The 15,434-nt window shown below is 52.8% G+C and carries 15 protein-coding genes; 9 read left to right on the forward strand and 6 right to left on the reverse strand.

Annotated features, from left to right (window positions below; genetic code table 11):
* Position 1: 1 nt before the first annotated feature.
* Together P0H77_RS00140 and tisB are read right to left on the reverse strand one after the other, a co-directional pair.
* Complete coding sequence (locus tag P0H77_RS00140; RefSeq protein ID WP_276160573.1) at positions 2–835, reverse strand: DMT family transporter; 834 nt, start codon at positions 833–835, stop codon at positions 2–4.
* A gap of 119 nt (positions 836–954) precedes the next feature.
* Positions 955–1,044, reverse strand: coding sequence for a type I toxin-antitoxin system toxin TisB (gene tisB, locus P0H77_RS00145; RefSeq protein ID WP_103676286.1), 90 nt, complete (start codon positions 1,042–1,044; stop codon positions 955–957).
* 521 nt (positions 1,045–1,565) lie between these two features.
* Here tisB and ivbL point away from each other — a divergent pair.
* The 4 genes from ivbL (at position 1,566) to P0H77_RS00165 (ending at position 5,051) form a co-directional block, all read left to right on the forward strand.
* Positions 1,566–1,664, forward strand: a complete 99-nt coding sequence (ivbL, locus tag P0H77_RS00150; protein ID WP_276160575.1) for an ilvB operon leader peptide IvbL — start codon at positions 1,566–1,568, stop codon at positions 1,662–1,664.
* A 103-nt stretch (positions 1,665–1,767) separates the two neighbouring features.
* Positions 1,768–3,456, forward strand: coding sequence for an acetolactate synthase large subunit (ilvB, locus tag P0H77_RS00155; protein ID WP_276160577.1), 1,689 nt, complete (start codon positions 1,768–1,770; stop codon positions 3,454–3,456).
* 3 nt (positions 3,457–3,459) lie between these two features.
* Entirely contained in the window at positions 3,460–3,750 is a 291-nt protein-coding gene (ilvN, locus tag P0H77_RS00160; RefSeq protein WP_276160578.1) for an acetolactate synthase small subunit, read from the forward strand.
* Positions 3,751–4,016: 266 nt separating this feature from the next.
* The gene (locus P0H77_RS00165; protein ID WP_276160579.1) at positions 4,017–5,051 is read left to right on the forward strand and encodes a glycosyltransferase family 52; all 1,035 of its coding nucleotides are present in this window, start codon (positions 4,017–4,019) and stop codon (positions 5,049–5,051) included.
* Positions 5,052–5,054: 3 nt separating this feature from the next.
* Here P0H77_RS00165 and P0H77_RS00170 read toward each other — a convergent pair whose 3' ends face one another.
* The gene (locus tag P0H77_RS00170) at positions 5,055–5,840 is read right to left on the reverse strand and encodes a DeoR family transcriptional regulator (RefSeq protein ID WP_276160580.1); all 786 of its coding nucleotides are present in this window, start codon (positions 5,838–5,840) and stop codon (positions 5,055–5,057) included.
* A 324-nt stretch (positions 5,841–6,164) separates the two neighbouring features.
* Here P0H77_RS00170 and rbsK point away from each other — a divergent pair, with 324 nt between their 5' ends.
* From rbsK to P0H77_RS00185, 3 genes are read left to right on the forward strand one after another with little or no spacing between them, the layout of a single operon-like run.
* Complete coding sequence (rbsK, locus tag P0H77_RS00175) at positions 6,165–7,085, forward strand: ribokinase (RefSeq protein ID WP_276160581.1); 921 nt, start codon at positions 6,165–6,167, stop codon at positions 7,083–7,085.
* A 27-nt stretch (positions 7,086–7,112) separates the two neighbouring features.
* Positions 7,113–8,429 (forward strand): L-fucose:H+ symporter permease, encoded by a 1,317-nt coding sequence (fucP, locus tag P0H77_RS00180; RefSeq protein ID WP_276160586.1) that lies wholly within the window; start codon positions 7,113–7,115, stop codon positions 8,427–8,429.
* An 11-nt stretch (positions 8,430–8,440) separates the two neighbouring features.
* Entirely contained in the window at positions 8,441–9,451 is a 1,011-nt protein-coding gene (locus P0H77_RS00185) for an aldose 1-epimerase family protein (protein WP_276160594.1), read from the forward strand.
* Between the two features lie 129 nt (positions 9,452–9,580).
* On the opposite strand, the gene P0H77_RS00190 is transcribed toward P0H77_RS00185, so the two are convergent.
* From P0H77_RS00190 to P0H77_RS00200, 3 genes are all read right to left on the reverse strand, one after another.
* Positions 9,581–10,891 carry an MFS transporter gene (locus P0H77_RS00190; protein ID WP_276160600.1) on the reverse strand — a complete coding sequence of 437 codons (1,311 nt, stop codon included), beginning with the start codon at positions 10,889–10,891 and terminating at the stop codon, positions 9,581–9,583.
* A gap of 63 nt (positions 10,892–10,954) precedes the next feature.
* Positions 10,955–12,472 carry an altronate dehydratase family protein gene (locus P0H77_RS00195; protein ID WP_276160608.1) on the reverse strand — a complete coding sequence of 506 codons (1,518 nt, stop codon included), beginning with the start codon at positions 12,470–12,472 and terminating at the stop codon, positions 10,955–10,957.
* A gap of 21 nt (positions 12,473–12,493) precedes the next feature.
* A complete protein-coding gene (locus P0H77_RS00200) occupies positions 12,494–13,393 on the reverse strand; it encodes a dihydrodipicolinate synthase family protein (RefSeq protein ID WP_276160615.1) in 900 nt (299 codons plus the stop codon).
* Positions 13,394–13,675: 282 nt separating this feature from the next.
* Here P0H77_RS00200 and P0H77_RS00205 point away from each other — a divergent pair, with 282 nt between their 5' ends.
* Positions 13,676–14,128, forward strand: coding sequence for a DUF1198 domain-containing protein (locus P0H77_RS00205; protein ID WP_276160619.1), 453 nt, complete (start codon positions 13,676–13,678; stop codon positions 14,126–14,128).
* A 91-nt stretch (positions 14,129–14,219) separates the two neighbouring features.
* The gene (gene nepI / locus P0H77_RS00210; RefSeq protein WP_276160621.1) at positions 14,220–15,410 is read left to right on the forward strand and encodes a purine ribonucleoside efflux pump NepI; all 1,191 of its coding nucleotides are present in this window, start codon (positions 14,220–14,222) and stop codon (positions 15,408–15,410) included.
* The last annotated feature ends 24 nt before the right edge of the window (positions 15,411–15,434 follow it).

A 15,434-nucleotide genomic window follows, 5' to 3' on the forward strand; every position in this document is an offset into this window, starting at 1 on the left:
TTCACGCCAGCCGTAACAGTATCGCCCCCGCCGCTATTCCGCAGGCAGCCAGCACGCGCAGCGGCGTCACCCGCTCCTTCAGAAAAACCGCAGCGATGAGCGCGCCAAACAGAATCGACGTTTCACGCAGCGCGGCGACAACTGCCAGCGGGGCCTGTGTCATCGCCCATAGCGCCAGACCGTAAGATCCCATCGTGCCAATGCCGCCGGGAATACCTTTCTTCCAGTGGCGTACCAGATAGCGCGTGGCGTCATGTCGACGAGCCAGCATCGCCCAGCTCAGCAGGCAGGCCCCGTTCATAAAAAAGGTCCATAACGTATAGCCGAGCGCGGTGCCGGAAACGCGTACACCGTTGCCGTCAACCAGCGTATAGCCTGCAATGAAACAGGCGTTGAGCAGGGCGAGCCAGACCCCTTTTTGCAGGCGAAAATGGCCGCTAAAGGCCATCGCAAGAATGGCCATGCAGATCACGCCGATGCCTGTCCACGCCAGTTCGGAAAGATGTTCGCCGAGAAGCGTCACGCTTATCAGCGCGACCAGCAGCGGGGCCGTACCGCGCATTAGCGGGTAAGTCTGACTCATGTCCGAGATTTGATAGGTTTTTGCGACCAGAACGGTGTACACCACCTGTAACGCACAGGAGGCAATCAGATACGGCACGCTCGCCAGCGTTGGCTGAGCAGAAAAGGGCAGCATGATCAGCGCGATAAGCGCCGCAGAGCCGCTCACGCTAATCGCGGAGTAGAGTTTGTCGCTGCCTGCTTTAACGATGGCATTCCAGCTCGCATGCAGAAGCGCCGCGAAAAGCAGGACACAGAAAACGGTGAGGGTCATGGCAAGCCGCAATGGTGGGTTGTCATAAAAACGTAACATAAGAGTGAAGAACAGAACCAGCGCAAATTTATGAGAGAGGGGCGGTTTCCCGCCCCTCTCAGGTGCGGCTTGAACCTGATTTACCGCAGGTATTTCAGGACAGCATCAAGCAGTTGCAGCAAGGCAACAATGAGTTTCAGGATAAGAATGACCATATCCATTTCGCCCATACGCTTCTCCTTTGGGTAAAGGAGCACGACCGACTGACGTACCTTTCCGCCGCCTGTTGCCAGCCGTATTGTTGGCGTAACACAGTGTGCTCTCTCGGGGTTAAGGCACTGACGGCACCACCCGTTTCAGCCAGGACATCTATCGCGCCGTAATAGAGCGGACCCCGAATGTCACACTGCGAACATAACCAGTATAGATAAATACTGTATTTATGAACAGTATTTTATGGACAAAAAAAGGACCCTGATCCATACTCAACGGGTCAAAATAGCAACGGAAAATTGCGCGTTCTTGCGAGATCGCGTATACTTCTCGCGTTGACGTAACACAGTGTGCTCTGCGGTTACCACCCGCAGAACCCTGAAAAAACCTCGCTTCGGCGGGGTTTTTTGTTTTAACGACTTTGTAACGGAAATGTGATCGCCCACCCAATTTCACTGCGACGCGCAAAAAGCGGTTGTTTCAGTCTACTTCCTGTGCTTGTATAAAACGACAACATTCATAAGCAATCAGGTCCCTAATGAACCCTTCCATGCTGAACACGACGCTACTAGCAACCGCGCTACCCGCTGCGGCTGTCGTCGTACGTGTGGTGGTGGTCGTCGGCAATGCGCCGTAGGGTCCGGAACACACGATTCCAAAACCCCGCCGGCGCAAACCGGGCGGGGTTTTTCGTTTAAGAACCTGCCCGGAAAGTCGGCCCAGAAGAAAAGGACTGGAGCATGGCAAGTTCGGGCACAATATCGCACACCACGCGCTACACCGGCGCGCAGTTAATCGTTCATTTACTGGAGCGTCAGGGCATTACCACGGTGGCGGGTATTCCCGGCGGGACGGTACTTCCTCTCTATGATGCGTTAAGCCAGAGTAAAATTATTCGTCACGTGCTGGCGCGTCATGAGCAGGGCGCGGGGTTTATTGCACAGGGAATGGCGCGCACCGAAGGCAAGCCTGCTGTCTGCATCGCCTGTAGCGGTCCGGGCGCCACTAACCTTGTCACTGCCATCGCCGATGCGCGTCTCGACTCTATTCCACTGGTTTGCATCACCGGGCAGGTTCCCGCCTCAATGATTGGCACCGACGCTTTCCAGGAAGTCGATACCTACGGCATCTCTATCCCCATCACTAAACACAATTATCTGGTGCGCACTATTGCCGAACTGCCGCAGGTGATCAGTGACGCGTTCCGCATCGCGCAGTCCGGGCGTCCGGGGCCGGTGTGGATAGACATTCCTAAGGATGTGCAGACCGCTGAAATCGAGCTTAGCGAACTGCCGGAGCCGGGCGGGCGCGCGCCCGCGCCAGCTTTTGAAACGCAGAGTATTCTGGCGGCGGCGGCAATGATTAACGCTGCCGCGCGTCCGGTACTCTATCTGGGCGGCGGGACGATTAACGCCTCAGAACAGGTGCGTCAGCTGGCGGAAAAGGCGAATCTGCCGACCACCATGACGCTGCTGGCGCTGGGAATGCTGCCGAAAGCACATCCGCTTTCGCTGGGCATGTTAGGCATGCATGGCGCGCGCAGCACCAATTTTATTTTGCAGGAGTCCGATCTGCTGATTGTACTCGGCGCGCGTTTTGATGACCGGGCGATTGGTAAAACCGCCGAGTTCTGCCCGAACGCAAAAATTATCCATGTGGATATCGACCGCGCCGAGCTGGGGAAAATCAAACAGCCGCACGTGGCGATTCAGGCGGACGTGGCCGAGGTGCTGGACGCGCTGATCCCGCATATTGAGAGGCAGCCGCGTGAAGCATGGCGCACGCTGGTGGCGGATTTACAGCGCGAATTTCCCGGTGCGATCCCCCAGGCGGGTGACCCGCTCAGCCATTACGGGCTGATTAACGCCGTTGCCGCCTGCGTGAACGATAGCGCGATTGTGACCACCGATGTGGGCCAGCACCAGATGTGGACCGCGCAGGCCTATCCGCTGAACCGTCCGCGTCAGTGGCTGACGTCAGGCGGCCTGGGAACGATGGGTTTTGGTCTGCCTGCGGCGGTTGGCGCAGCGCTGGCGAACCCTGACCGTAAGATACTGTGCTTTTCCGGCGACGGCAGCCTGATGATGAATATTCAGGAGATGGCGACCGCTGCCGAAAATAACCTGGACGTAAAAATCATTTTGATGAACAACGATGCGCTGGGGATGGTGCATCAGCAGCAGAGCCTGTTCTACAAGCAGGGTGTTTTTGCCGCCACTTATCCGGGGAGTGTGAATTTCATGCAGATTGCGGCCGGCTTTGGCCTGCAAACCTGCGACTTAAACGCTGAAAGCGATCCGCAGGCGGCATTGCAGGCGATGATTTCGCGTCCTGGCCCGGCACTCATTCATGTCCGTATCGATGCGGGTGAAAAAGTGTATCCTATGGTTCCGCCAGGTGCGGCGAATACTGAAATGGTGGGGGAATAAGCCATGCAACAACCGACTCATGATAACGTTATTCTTGAACTCACCGTGCGTAACCATCCCGGTGTCATGACTCACGTCTGCGGCCTGTTTGCCCGCCGTGCATTCAACGTAGAAGGCATCCTGTGCCTACCGCTACAGAACAGCGATCTCAGCCGCATCTGGCTGCTGGTCAATGACGACTCGCGGCTGGAGCAGATGATAAGCCAGGTTGATAAACTGGAAGATGTGGTCAAAATCAGCCGCAGTCAGTCCGATCCGACCATGTTTACTAAGATTGCTGTCTTTTTTGAGTGATGCAAATTGGCTGGGCAAGGGTATTCCTTGCTCAGTTGTAGTGGATAAATTATTTCCTGCTGATCCTGGGTTAAGAGAAAGATTATTTATTAAAGCAATTCTTATTCAGCGCTTTTTTTTTCGTTAATCCCTGAAAGAGATTCTTTTTCCGTACACAATAAAATATTGCCAATTGTTACCATAGTGCGGTATTAGTATAGCTTCTTTACGATACCATGTTGTAATGGTATCATTAGCGAAATTGAAGTGATAAGAGCGGGTAAGTGATGGAAATTGTTGAACATTTTTTTATCGTTTGCTCTCCACTCCAGCTTAGAATTGTATCACAAATTAAAGCACGATATGCTAATGCGCGCTTTCATGTGATCTACCTCAAAACTAAAGTAGAGCTAAAACCATATATATATGAGGTGATAGAGCGGGATTTTGATTCCGGCTTAGTTGCCAATATGGATTATGGCTTTATCAATATGCTTAAAATTAAACAATTTCTTAAGCATAAAAATATTCGTTATGTATACATGGCTAATATTAGTCATCTTTCAGTACAGTATATCTTAAAGATGCTGCCTAAAGATGTCGGTATCAGAACATTTGATGACGGTATTTTAAGCATAAACTCGGTAGGCTATCTCGACAGGCAAATAAAATTACGCAAAGGAATTAGTCGTAAGTTAACCAGAGTGTGGCTGGGTAAGTCCTATGGTATCAAAGAGATAGCTGACAAAAGCGAACTGCATTATTCGATCGTGAAAAATGAAAATAAGAATATGAATGTAAACTGTGAAGTGGTTTACATTGATATTCTTGCAGATCAATCGCCAGCCTCAGAAATTGAAAGCGCGACGCTCAGCAGGAAGGGTGAAATTAATATTTTCGTCGGTTCCAAGTTTAAGGACATTCTGTCACAAAAGAATGATGACAACCTTGCGGCGTTGATGAACAAAATAAAATCTATTGCTGCCCCCGCGAAATCCTTTATTTATCTAAGACATCCGCGTGAAAAAAGTAGTCAGCTATTTGGCATGAAAGAAATCGTGCTGAATTCGATTTCTGAAGACTATATTTGCCAGCTGTCCTCGACGTATCAGAGGGTAAACGTTTATGGTTTCGCCAGCACGTGTCAGCTTAACGTAATGAAATTAGATAACGTTCATCTTACGTTGCTGAAGACTGCCCTTATCCGGCCGGATATTCGCGATTCGTTTGCCTTGTTCTCGGATAGCGACAAAGTCACCGTTTACGATCTGGATAACGCCGATGCCAGCGTCATTCAGGAACCTGCTCTTAGCCTCTCCTGATCCTCACTCACTCTCCGATTCCGGGGTAATCACCTTCACAAAACCGTTGCGACAATGCGTCGCGTAATCTACGGGCAATGCGCGGTCGCTAATCAGGACGTCAAACGCCGACAGCGGACCCATGCTGGCGGGCGCAACCTCGTCAAATAATGCGTGGCGTGCCAGCAGAATCTTGCGCAGGCCGTGCTCCATCGCTTTACGTTTGGTCGCGAGATCGTCCGGATTAAACCAGGTAACACCAAAATGTTCATGTACGCCGCTGGCGGAAATAAACACTTTCCGCGGATTCAGGCAATCCAGCGGGGAGGGATTATTGGTGTCATAGAACGCATCGCTTTTTGCCCGATAGGTGCCGCCGCAGAGAATGACCGTGGCATGGGGCTTCGCATTCAGGGCGATAAAAACCCGATGCGAATAGCAAATGCCGGTAAACGTGATCTCATCGGGGATCATACTGATGACCAGTGGCATTTCCGGACCATTATCAAAAAAGACGACATCATTTTCGCTGACCAGTCCGGCAGCCAGGATAGCCACCGGCATGTCATCCTGGTGATAGGGTGCCGGTTTCGGCGACAGAGGGGCAGACTGAGCCGGCTTATTGACCATCACGATATAGCCGCCCAGCAGCGTCAGCGGCAGCGGTTCGCTGTCCTCCTGGCTGAAATCACGACGGATGGTCATGACGGAGACTTCAAGCATTCGCGCCGCATCCTTAAGATGGATGCGATCGGTTTTCTTGAGCAATTCCATCAGGCGGCGAATACGTTCTTTTTGTTTGGTCTCCATCTTCCCTCTCATCATCCGGCTGGTAATGTTTCTTAAGTAACATTTTGATGTCGTCAGAAACATGGCGACTGCACATAACTATACTGCGTACGTCACGGAAAGAAAACCCTGTATTCGCTCGTTTTTACAACGATAAAGACCGCCATATCAATAAATTATGCAAATTAACGGTTTCGTTTATCGTTAGCTTTATTGCTTTTTTGGACGTTATATAAACAACACAATCATCCCATAATCGCGATCGTAGTCACAAATGATACTAAAATAACATGATAATGTTACGATAATATCATTGTTATGTGATTGTTTCTGAGAGGTAGTAAAATGGATATTGCGGTTATCGGCTCGAACATGGTGGATCTGATCACCTATACCCACCAGATGCCAAAAGAGGGCGAAACCCTCGAAGCACCTGCGTTCAAAATTGGCTGCGGCGGTAAAGGGGCAAATCAGGCAGTCGCGGCGGCCAAGCTTAATTCGAAGGTACTGATGCTGACCAAAGTCGGCGATGATATCTTTGCCGATAATACCATTCGTAATCTGGAGTCGTGGGGCATTAACACTACTTATGTAGAGAAAGTGCCCTGCACCAGCAGTGGTGTGGCCCCTATTTTTGTCAATCCGAACTCCAGTAACAGTATTCTTATTATCAAAGGGGCGAACAAATTCCTTTCCCCGGAAGATATCGATCGCGCGGCAGAAGATCTGAAAAAATGCCAGCTCATCGTGCTGCAACTGGAAGTTCAGCTGGAGACGGTATATCACGCGATAGAGTTCGGCAAAAAGCACGGCATCAAAGTGTTATTAAACCCCGCCCCGGCACTGCGTGAACTGGATATGTCGTATGCCTGCAAATGTGATTTCTTCGTGCCCAATGAAACCGAACTGGAAATCCTGACCGGCATGCCGGTGAATTCTCATGAAGCGATCCGTGCCGCCGCCCGCAGTCTGATCGAGAAAGGGCTGAATAATATTATCGTCACCATGGGCGAAAAAGGTGCGCTGTGGATGACCCGCGATCAGGAAGTTCACGTTCCTTCTTACAACGTAAATGCCATTGATACCAGCGGCGCGGGCGATGCCTTTATTGGCTGCTTTGCGCATTACTACGTCCAGAGCGGAAACGTTGAAGCCGCCATGAAAAAAGCCTCTCTCTTCGCCGCATTTAGCGTTACGGGGAAAGGTACCCAGTCGTCTTATCCCAGCATTGAACAATTCAATGAATTCCTGGCATTAAACGAATAATCACCCTGCACAGTAAAAGGTAGCACTATGAACGATAAAAACATCGTTCAGATGCCCGACGGGTATCTGAATAAAACACCTCTGTTCCAGTTTATTTTGTTATCCTGCCTGTTCCCGCTATGGGGATGCGCGGCTGCGTTAAACGATATATTAATCACGCAGTTTAAAAGTGTATTTTCACTCAGTAACTTTGCCTCCGCGCTGGTACAAAGTGCGTTTTACGGCGGTTATTTTTTAATTGCGATCCCGGCGTCGCTGGTTATTAAGAAAACCAGTTATAAAGTGGCGATCCTCACCGGTCTGACGCTTTATATTGTCGGCTGCACATTGTTCTTCCCGGCCTCGCACATGGCAACCTACACCATGTTCCTGGCGGCGATTTTTGCTATCGCGATTGGCCTGAGCTTCCTGGAGACCGCAGCGAACACCTACAGTTCGATGATCGGACCTAAATCTCACGCCACGCTGCGTCTGAATATCAGCCAGACGTTTTATCCGATTGGTGCGGCAGCGGGTATTCTGCTGGGTAAATATCTGGTCTTCTCCGACGGCGACAGTCTGCAAAAACAGATGGCCGGAATGAATGCTGAGCAGATCCACAATTTTAAAGTGCTGATGCTGGAAAACACCCTTGAGCCTTATAAATACATGATCATGGTGCTGGTCGTGGTGATGGTGCTGTTCCTGCTGACCCGCTTCCCGACCTGTAAAGTGACGCAAACGGTCAATCATAAGCGTCCTTCTGCGGCGGATACGCTGCGCTATCTGGCAGGCAACGCCCGCTTTCGTCGCGGCATCCTGGCGCAATTTCTCTACGTCGGTATGCAGGTTGCGGTCTGGTCCTTTACCATCCGGCTGGCGCTGGAGATGGGCGATATTAACGAGCGCGATGCCTCGACCTTTATGGTCTACAGCTTCGCCTGCTTCTTCATTGGCAAGTTTATCGCCAATATCCTGATGACCCGCTTTAACCCGGAAAAAGTGCTGATCCTCTATTCGATTGTCGGGGCACTGTTCCTCGCTTATGTCTCACTGGTACCGAGCTTCAGCGCGGTGTGGGTGGCGGTTCTGGTCAGCGTATTGTTTGGACCCTGCTGGGCAACGATTTATGCCGGAACGCTGGATACGGTAGATAACGAGCATACTGAAATGGCCGGCGCGGTGATTGTGATGGCGATTGTTGGCGCGGCGGTGGTACCGGCGATTCAGGGCTACGTGGCAGATATGTTCCACTCGCTGCAACTGTCCTTCCTGGTCTCTATGCTGTGCTTTGTCTACGTTGGCGTTTACTTCTGGCGTGAGAGTAAAGTTCGCCGCAACCTGACTGAAGCGACGGCTTCCTGAGGAGAAAGAGAATGACACGTCTGATGCTCTGGCGCGAACTGTTCAGTGAACAGCCGCGTACCCTGCTGGAAAATACGGATTTCACCGTGACGGCTTTTCGGTACGCCAGCGGTGTTGAGGGATTGCGGGTTGCCAATGCGCGCGGTCATCTGGTCATTCTGCCCTGGATGGGGCAGATGATTTGGGATGCCGAATTCGATGGCCGCGATCTGACGATGCGTAATATGTTCAGTCAGCCAAAACCTGCCCGTGAAGTGGTGGAAACCTACGGTTGTTTTGCGTTTCACTCCGGGCTGCTGGCGAACGGCTGCCCGTCGCCGGAAGATACCCATCCGCTGCACGGCGAGATGGCCTGCGCTGCTATGGATGACGCATGGATCGAGCTTGATGGAGAAAGCCTGCGCATCGGTGGTCGCTACGAATATGTGATGGGATTCGGTCATCATTATCAGGCCCAGCCCGCGGTGGTGCTGCATAAAGATAGCGCGCTATTCGATATTCAGATGAATGTCACCAATCTGGCGTCGGTGGCGATGCCGCTGCAGTACATGTGCCATATGAATTACGCCTATGTGCCGGATGCCACGTTTAGCCAGAACGTGCCGGACGAGGCGCTGACGCTGCGCGAATCGGTGCCAGCCCACGTCAAACCGACGGAACAGTGGCTGGCGTTCAATCAGCGTATTTTGCAGGGTGAGGCGTCGCTGGATACGCTTAACGAACCGCAGTACTACGATCCGGAAATCGTCTTTTTTGCCGATAATCTGAGTGCCTGGACGGACAAACCGGCGTTCAGTATGACGGCGCCGGATGGCACTACGTTTATTACTCGTTTTGCCAGCGCAGAGCTGAATTACGTTACCCGCTGGATTTTGTATAACGGCGATCAGCAGGTCGCCGCCTTTGCGCTTCCCGCCACCTGCCGCCCGGAAGGTTTCCTCGCCGCGCAGAACAACGGTACGTTGCTCTACCTCGAACCGCAGCAAACCCGGACGTTTACCGTCACCACCGGGATAGCCTGAATCGTACCTGCCCGGTGGCGCTGCGCTTACCGGGCCTGCGCTGTGGAAAGGTCTGGCGTCAGAAGTGTGCGTTGTAGGCCGGGCAAGATGCGCCAGCATCGCCGCCCGGCATTAACGGCAACCGAGAAATTACTTTTCCTCAATAACCATTTTCTTATCAAAATTAATGAGCAATGAACAAACCAGATATCCCACCGCCGCCAGAGCAAAGAACATCATTGCGGCGTAATAGTTACCGGTAGACTGCACCAGGAAGCCGATAAAGATAGGCAGAATGGCGGCAAACAGGTTACTGGTAAAATTCATCGTACCGCAGATGGTTCCTGCCACGGACTGCGCGCCAAGCAGGCCCGGAATCGACCAGTAAACGCTGGCCCAGCGCAGCGGGAAAAGCGCGATGGTCAGCAAGGTAATCGCAATAGCAGGCGTCGAACTCTGGGCGCACAGGAAAATACCTACGCCAGCGGTGGTAGCGGAAATCGCCAGCATGGTGTGCATTACGCGGCTGGTCTTACCGCCCCTGCTGCGCCATTTATCCATGATATAGCCGCCCGTCAACTGGCCGACAAAGCAGAGCAGGAAAATCAGCGCCATCGCGCCGCCCATTGATTTAATATCAAAACCGTAGGTGGCCTGGAAGTAAAGCGGCAGCCAGGTCATCAGGCCGTAAAACACAAAGCTGTAGCATACCCATCCGCCGATCAGCGCGAGCACATTGCGCTGCTTCAGGTAGGGCTTGATATCCGCCAGGCGATACTTCTTGCTGCTGGTCGCCGTGCCGTTGGCGTTAGCAATATGATCCAGCTCGGCTTTATTAATGCGCGGATGTTCTGACGGATAAGTACGGATATACCACCAGGCCAGGAAACCGACGAGCATCGTTCCCACGCCCGCCACCACAAACGCCATCCGCCACGAGTCGAAGAAAGCAATCAGCCCGGCGATAATCACCGCGCCAAGCGCCGTACCCAGCGGCGCGCCGCCGTCCAGTAGCATAGAGCCACGTCCGCGCTCTGTCGGCGTCAGCCATGTTCCCATTAACTTTGCCCCGGCAGGCATAATCGGCGACTCCGTAACGCCCAGCCCGAGACGTGAAATCGACAGGGTGAAAATAGAGTGGCACAGCGCGGCAACTGCCTGGAAGGCACCCCATAAAATCGTCGCCAGCGCGATGATATTTCTCGCTTTAAACTTATCGGCAATCACGCCGCTGGGAATTTGCATTAATGCATAGGCCCAGAAAAAGGCGCTGTGAATAACGCCCACGACGCGCGTGTCGGTAATACCAAACTCATCGGTAATATAGGGCATGGCGATAGATAGCGAAGTGCGGTCAATATAATTTATCGCGCCCAGGATTAGCATGATAATAAATATCCGCCACCTGACCGTAGTTGCTTTTAATTTTTCTTCTTCAGTATGCGCATGAACAATAGACATAAGAACTCCTTGCCATGCTCAATAAGAGCATGGCGGTGCGAGGTATAATGACGTAATGACACGTTACATAATGGAGCCAATCGTCCAGGGGACGAATTCCTGACTCCCGTAGCCAAATTCTTCACTTTTTGTTTTTTTACCGGACGCCATTTCGAGGATCATGTAATAAATCCGCTCGCCAACTTCGGCGATGGTTTCTTCTCCCTCGACAATGGTTCCGCAGTTGATATCCATATCCTCCTGCTGGCGCTGCCAGAGCGCGTTATTGGTGGCAAGTTTCATACTTGGGGTCGGTTTCGATCCAAAAGCGGACCCCCGACCGGTGGTAAAGCACAGCACGTTCGCCCCGCCGGCAATTTGCCCGGTCACGGCGATCGGGTCATAGCCGGGGGTGTCCATAAACACGAACCCTTTTTCAGTGACGGGTTCGGCATACTCATACACGGCAGTCAGGTTCGTGGTCCCGGCCTTGGCAATGCCGCCCAGCGACTTCTCAAGGATGGTGGTCAGCCCGCCGACCTTATTACCCGCCGAGGGATTATTGTTCATCTCGCTGCCGGTTCGACGGCAGTACTCTTCCCACCAGTGGATGCGCGCGATGAGCTTTTCGCCGACCTCGCGTGACGCTGCGCGGCGGGTGAGCAGATGCTCAGCACCGTAGATTTCTGAGGTTTCGGAAAGGATGGCCGTGCCGCCTTGCTGTACCAGCTTGTCCACCGCATAGCCCAGCGCCGGATTAGCGGAAATACCGGAGTAGCTGTCAGAGCCGCCGCACTCCAGCGCCAGGATAATCTCCGACGCGGGGATCGGTTCGCGCACCACCTGGTTCGCCAGCGGCAGCATGGTATTGACCAGCTCGATCCCTTTCTGGATGGCCTTACGCGTTCCGCCAATGTCCTGAATCGTAAAGCTGTGCATCATCGGACCGTCCGCCAGTCCGTGCGCGTTCATCATGTCTTTGATCTGGCTGGATTCACAGCCGAGGCCGATGATAATCACGCCCGCGAAATTAGCGTGGGTGGCGTACCCGGCCATGGTGCGCCGCATAACCTCCATCGACTCGCTCTTTGCGCCGATCGCGCAGCCAAAACTTTGCGGCAGGGACACCACGCCGTCGACGTTCGGATAGTCAGCCAGCCCATGTAAACGAAAATGGTCCTCGATTGCCCGCACCACCGTGGCGCTACAGTTAACGGAACTTAAAATGCCGATGTAGTTGCGGGTAGCCGCGCGGCCATCGGCGCGGCGAATGCCGTTAAAGGTGTCAGGCGTGTCGGTAATGGTGACCGGATGACTGTCTACCCCCCAGGCGTAGTCGCGTTCAAAATCGCCCATCCCCAGGTTATGCGTATGGATATGTTCGCCCGCCTGTATCGGCTGAGTGGCGAAACCAATTATCTGACCATAACGTTTTACCGCCTCGCCTGCTGCTATCCCCCGAATGGCAATTTTATGCCCGGCGGGAATATCGCTGAGGACCTTAATTTGTTCTTCCGCAAGCCAGGTGTCCTGGGGAACGAGCTGTCTTGCGATAACGACATCATCTTTAGGGTTAAGTTTGAGTACAGGGTTGATGTTCATTATCATGGCTCCCTTGCTGATTTACAGAGTGATATGGGCCAGAATATTTCTGACCTGTTCTGTTTTTTCGTTATCAAGCGGCAGCGCCGGAGGGATGACGGCGGTAGAAATATCCACCCCGCTCAGTTTAATGGCGGTTTTAATCACGCCAAAAAAGGGTTGTTCCAGCGCGTACAAAGGGGAAAGTTTTGCCAGCTGTTGCTGAAACACGCGGGCGCTATATAAATCGTTACAGACGAAAGCGTCATAAATTCCACGGGTGATCTGTGGTGCAAAATTAAAAGTTGCCGGAATACCGCCATGACCACCTAACAATAACGTATCCAGCAGATATTCATCATAGCCGCTAAAAATAATAAAATCAGGACGGAAGGCGTGAACGCGATTAATGATTTCCCTGGTGTGGCTGATATTATCAATCGTATCTTTAATACCGACAATATTTGGTACTTCACGGGCCAGCCGGGTAATCGTATCCAGGCCGATATCCTGTCCCGTCAGGTCAGGGAAGTTATACAAAAAGACAAGCGTCTCCAGCGATTCAGCCACGCGCCGATAGTGGATAAAGCGCGCCTCATCACTCAACTTTGCGTAGTAAGGATTAACGACCAGTACCCCGCTGGCGCCGGCCTGCTGAGCGTGCCGTCCCAGTTCGATGGTTTCTGCCGTGCCGGGCGAGGCGATGCCAACCAGTACCGGTACTCTGCCTGCGACATGTTGCAGGCAGAACGCGGCAATCTCTTTACGCTGTGCGGTAGACAAATGGCAAAACTCGCCGCCGCTGCCGAGGATCAACATACCGTCAGCGCCGTTGCCGATCACATGGTCGATCATCCTCGCCATGCCGGGTTTATCAAGATTGCCTAATTCATCCACGATAGTCGGGACGGGAGGAAAGATACCTTTGAAGCTTGATAACATTGCTCTATCCTTTGTTCTGTATGTGGAACTATTATTCTGTATGTTGAATTGAGTACAGCAAATTAGTAAATCTTTCGTCAATCGCTTTCGGCGGGATAAGTAAACAATTGTGATGGACGTCAGATTTGGCACAGGTACTGGCGAGGATCTCCGTGTTCTATAACCAGGGCGTAGAGGGGCAATATGGACTGTTAATGGAACAAACGCTTTTATTCGACAGCCATATCATGAGAGGCTATTGCCCGGCTGCGTTGACTGGAAAGGACATAAAGCGAGATACGCATGATTTGGATAATGCTGGCAACGCTGGTCGTTGTTTTTGTTATAGGCTTTCGGGTATTAACTTCGGGTTCCCGGCGGGCAATCCGCCGCCTGAGCGAACGGCTGGGACTGACGCCTGAGCCGGTAGAGTCGATGATCGACCAGATGGGTAAGACACCCGGCCATGAGTTCTTACAGTACCTTGAGCGCCCGGATGAGTCACATCTGCTCAACGCCGCGCATGTACTGCTGATCTGGCAGGTGTCGGTGGTTGATAGCAGCGAGCAAAATATGCTGCGCTGGCACCGCCTGCTGCAAAAAGCACGGCTGGCAGCCCCTGTCACCGATGCGCAGATCCGTCTGGCCCAGGGTTTTCTGCGCGAACTGGAACTGGAAATGTATGAACTGAATGCGTTCCAGACGCGCTATAACGCGCTCTTTATGCCGGAAGATGGGGTGTACTGGCTGCATTAAATCCACCAATAGTTGCCGAAACGTTAAGTAGATCACATTCAGAATGTTACACTGAGCGGCTGTACGTTAAAAATCACGCCGGGTAAGCATAATGAGTGAGCACAATCTTAAAACCCCACACGGAGACGTCACGCGTCCAAACTGGGCGGCGGTATTTGCCGTGGCGTTTTGCGTCGCCTGCCTGATTACCGTTGAGTTTTTACCGGTGAGTCTGCTGACGCCAATGGCGGAGGATCTGGGCATTTCTGAGGGGCTGGCGGGACAGTCCGTGACCGTGACCGCGTTTGTGGCAATGTTTGCCAGTCTGTTTATTACCCAGACTATTCGCGCTACCGACCGCCGCTATGTGGTGATCCTTTTCGCTGTGCTGCTGACGCTGTCATGCCTGCTGGTATCATTTGCCAATAATTTCACGTTATTGCTGCTTGGGCGAGCCTGTCTGGGGCTGGCGCTGGGTGGCTTCTGGGCTATGTCGGCCTCGCTGACCATGCGGCTGGTACCGGCGCGCACGGTGCCAAAGGCGCTGTCGATCATTTTTGGCGCGGTCTCTATCGCGCTGGTAATTGCCGCGCCGCTGGGCAGTTTCCTCGGCGGCGTGATTGGCTGGCGCAACGTGTTTAACGCAGCGGCTGCCATGGGCGTTATCTGCATTTTTTGGGTATGGAAATCGCTGCCGTCATTGCCTGGTGAGACCGAGCACCATGAAAATATGTTCGGCCTGCTGAAGCGCCCCGGCGTGCTGGCGGGGATGATTGCCATCTTCATGTCCTTTGCCGGACAGTTTGCCTTCTTTACTTATATTCGTCCGATTTTTACCACCCTGGCGGGGTTCGACGTAGATGGCCTGACGCTGGTGTTGCTGAGCTTTGGTATTGCCAGCTTTATCGGCACATCATTCTCAGCCACTATCCTGAAACGTTCAGTGAAGGTGGCGCTCGCCTGTGCCCCGCTGGTGCTCGCGCTTAGCGCGCTGGTACTGATGCTATGGGGTACGGATAAAATCGTGGCCTCAACGGTGGCTGTGGTATGGGGTCTGGCCTTTGCGCTGATCCCGGTCGGCTGGTCGACGTGGATCACCCGCACGCTGTCCGATCAGGCGGAAAAAGCCGGATCGATCCAGGTGGCGGTGATCCAACTTGCCAATACCTGCGGCGCGGCAATCGGCGGTTACGCGCTTGATAACCTCGGCCTGCTGTCGCCACTGGTACTCTCCGGTAGCCTGATGCTGCTGACGGCGCTTCTGGTGACAGCGAAAGTACGCGTAAAGGGTAATATGCATTAAAAAGGGAAGGCCGATGAAGGCCTC

This window comes from Superficieibacter sp. HKU1, assembly GCF_029319185.1.
In the GTDB taxonomy this organism is placed as follows: Bacteria; Pseudomonadota; Gammaproteobacteria; order Enterobacterales; family Enterobacteriaceae; genus Superficieibacter.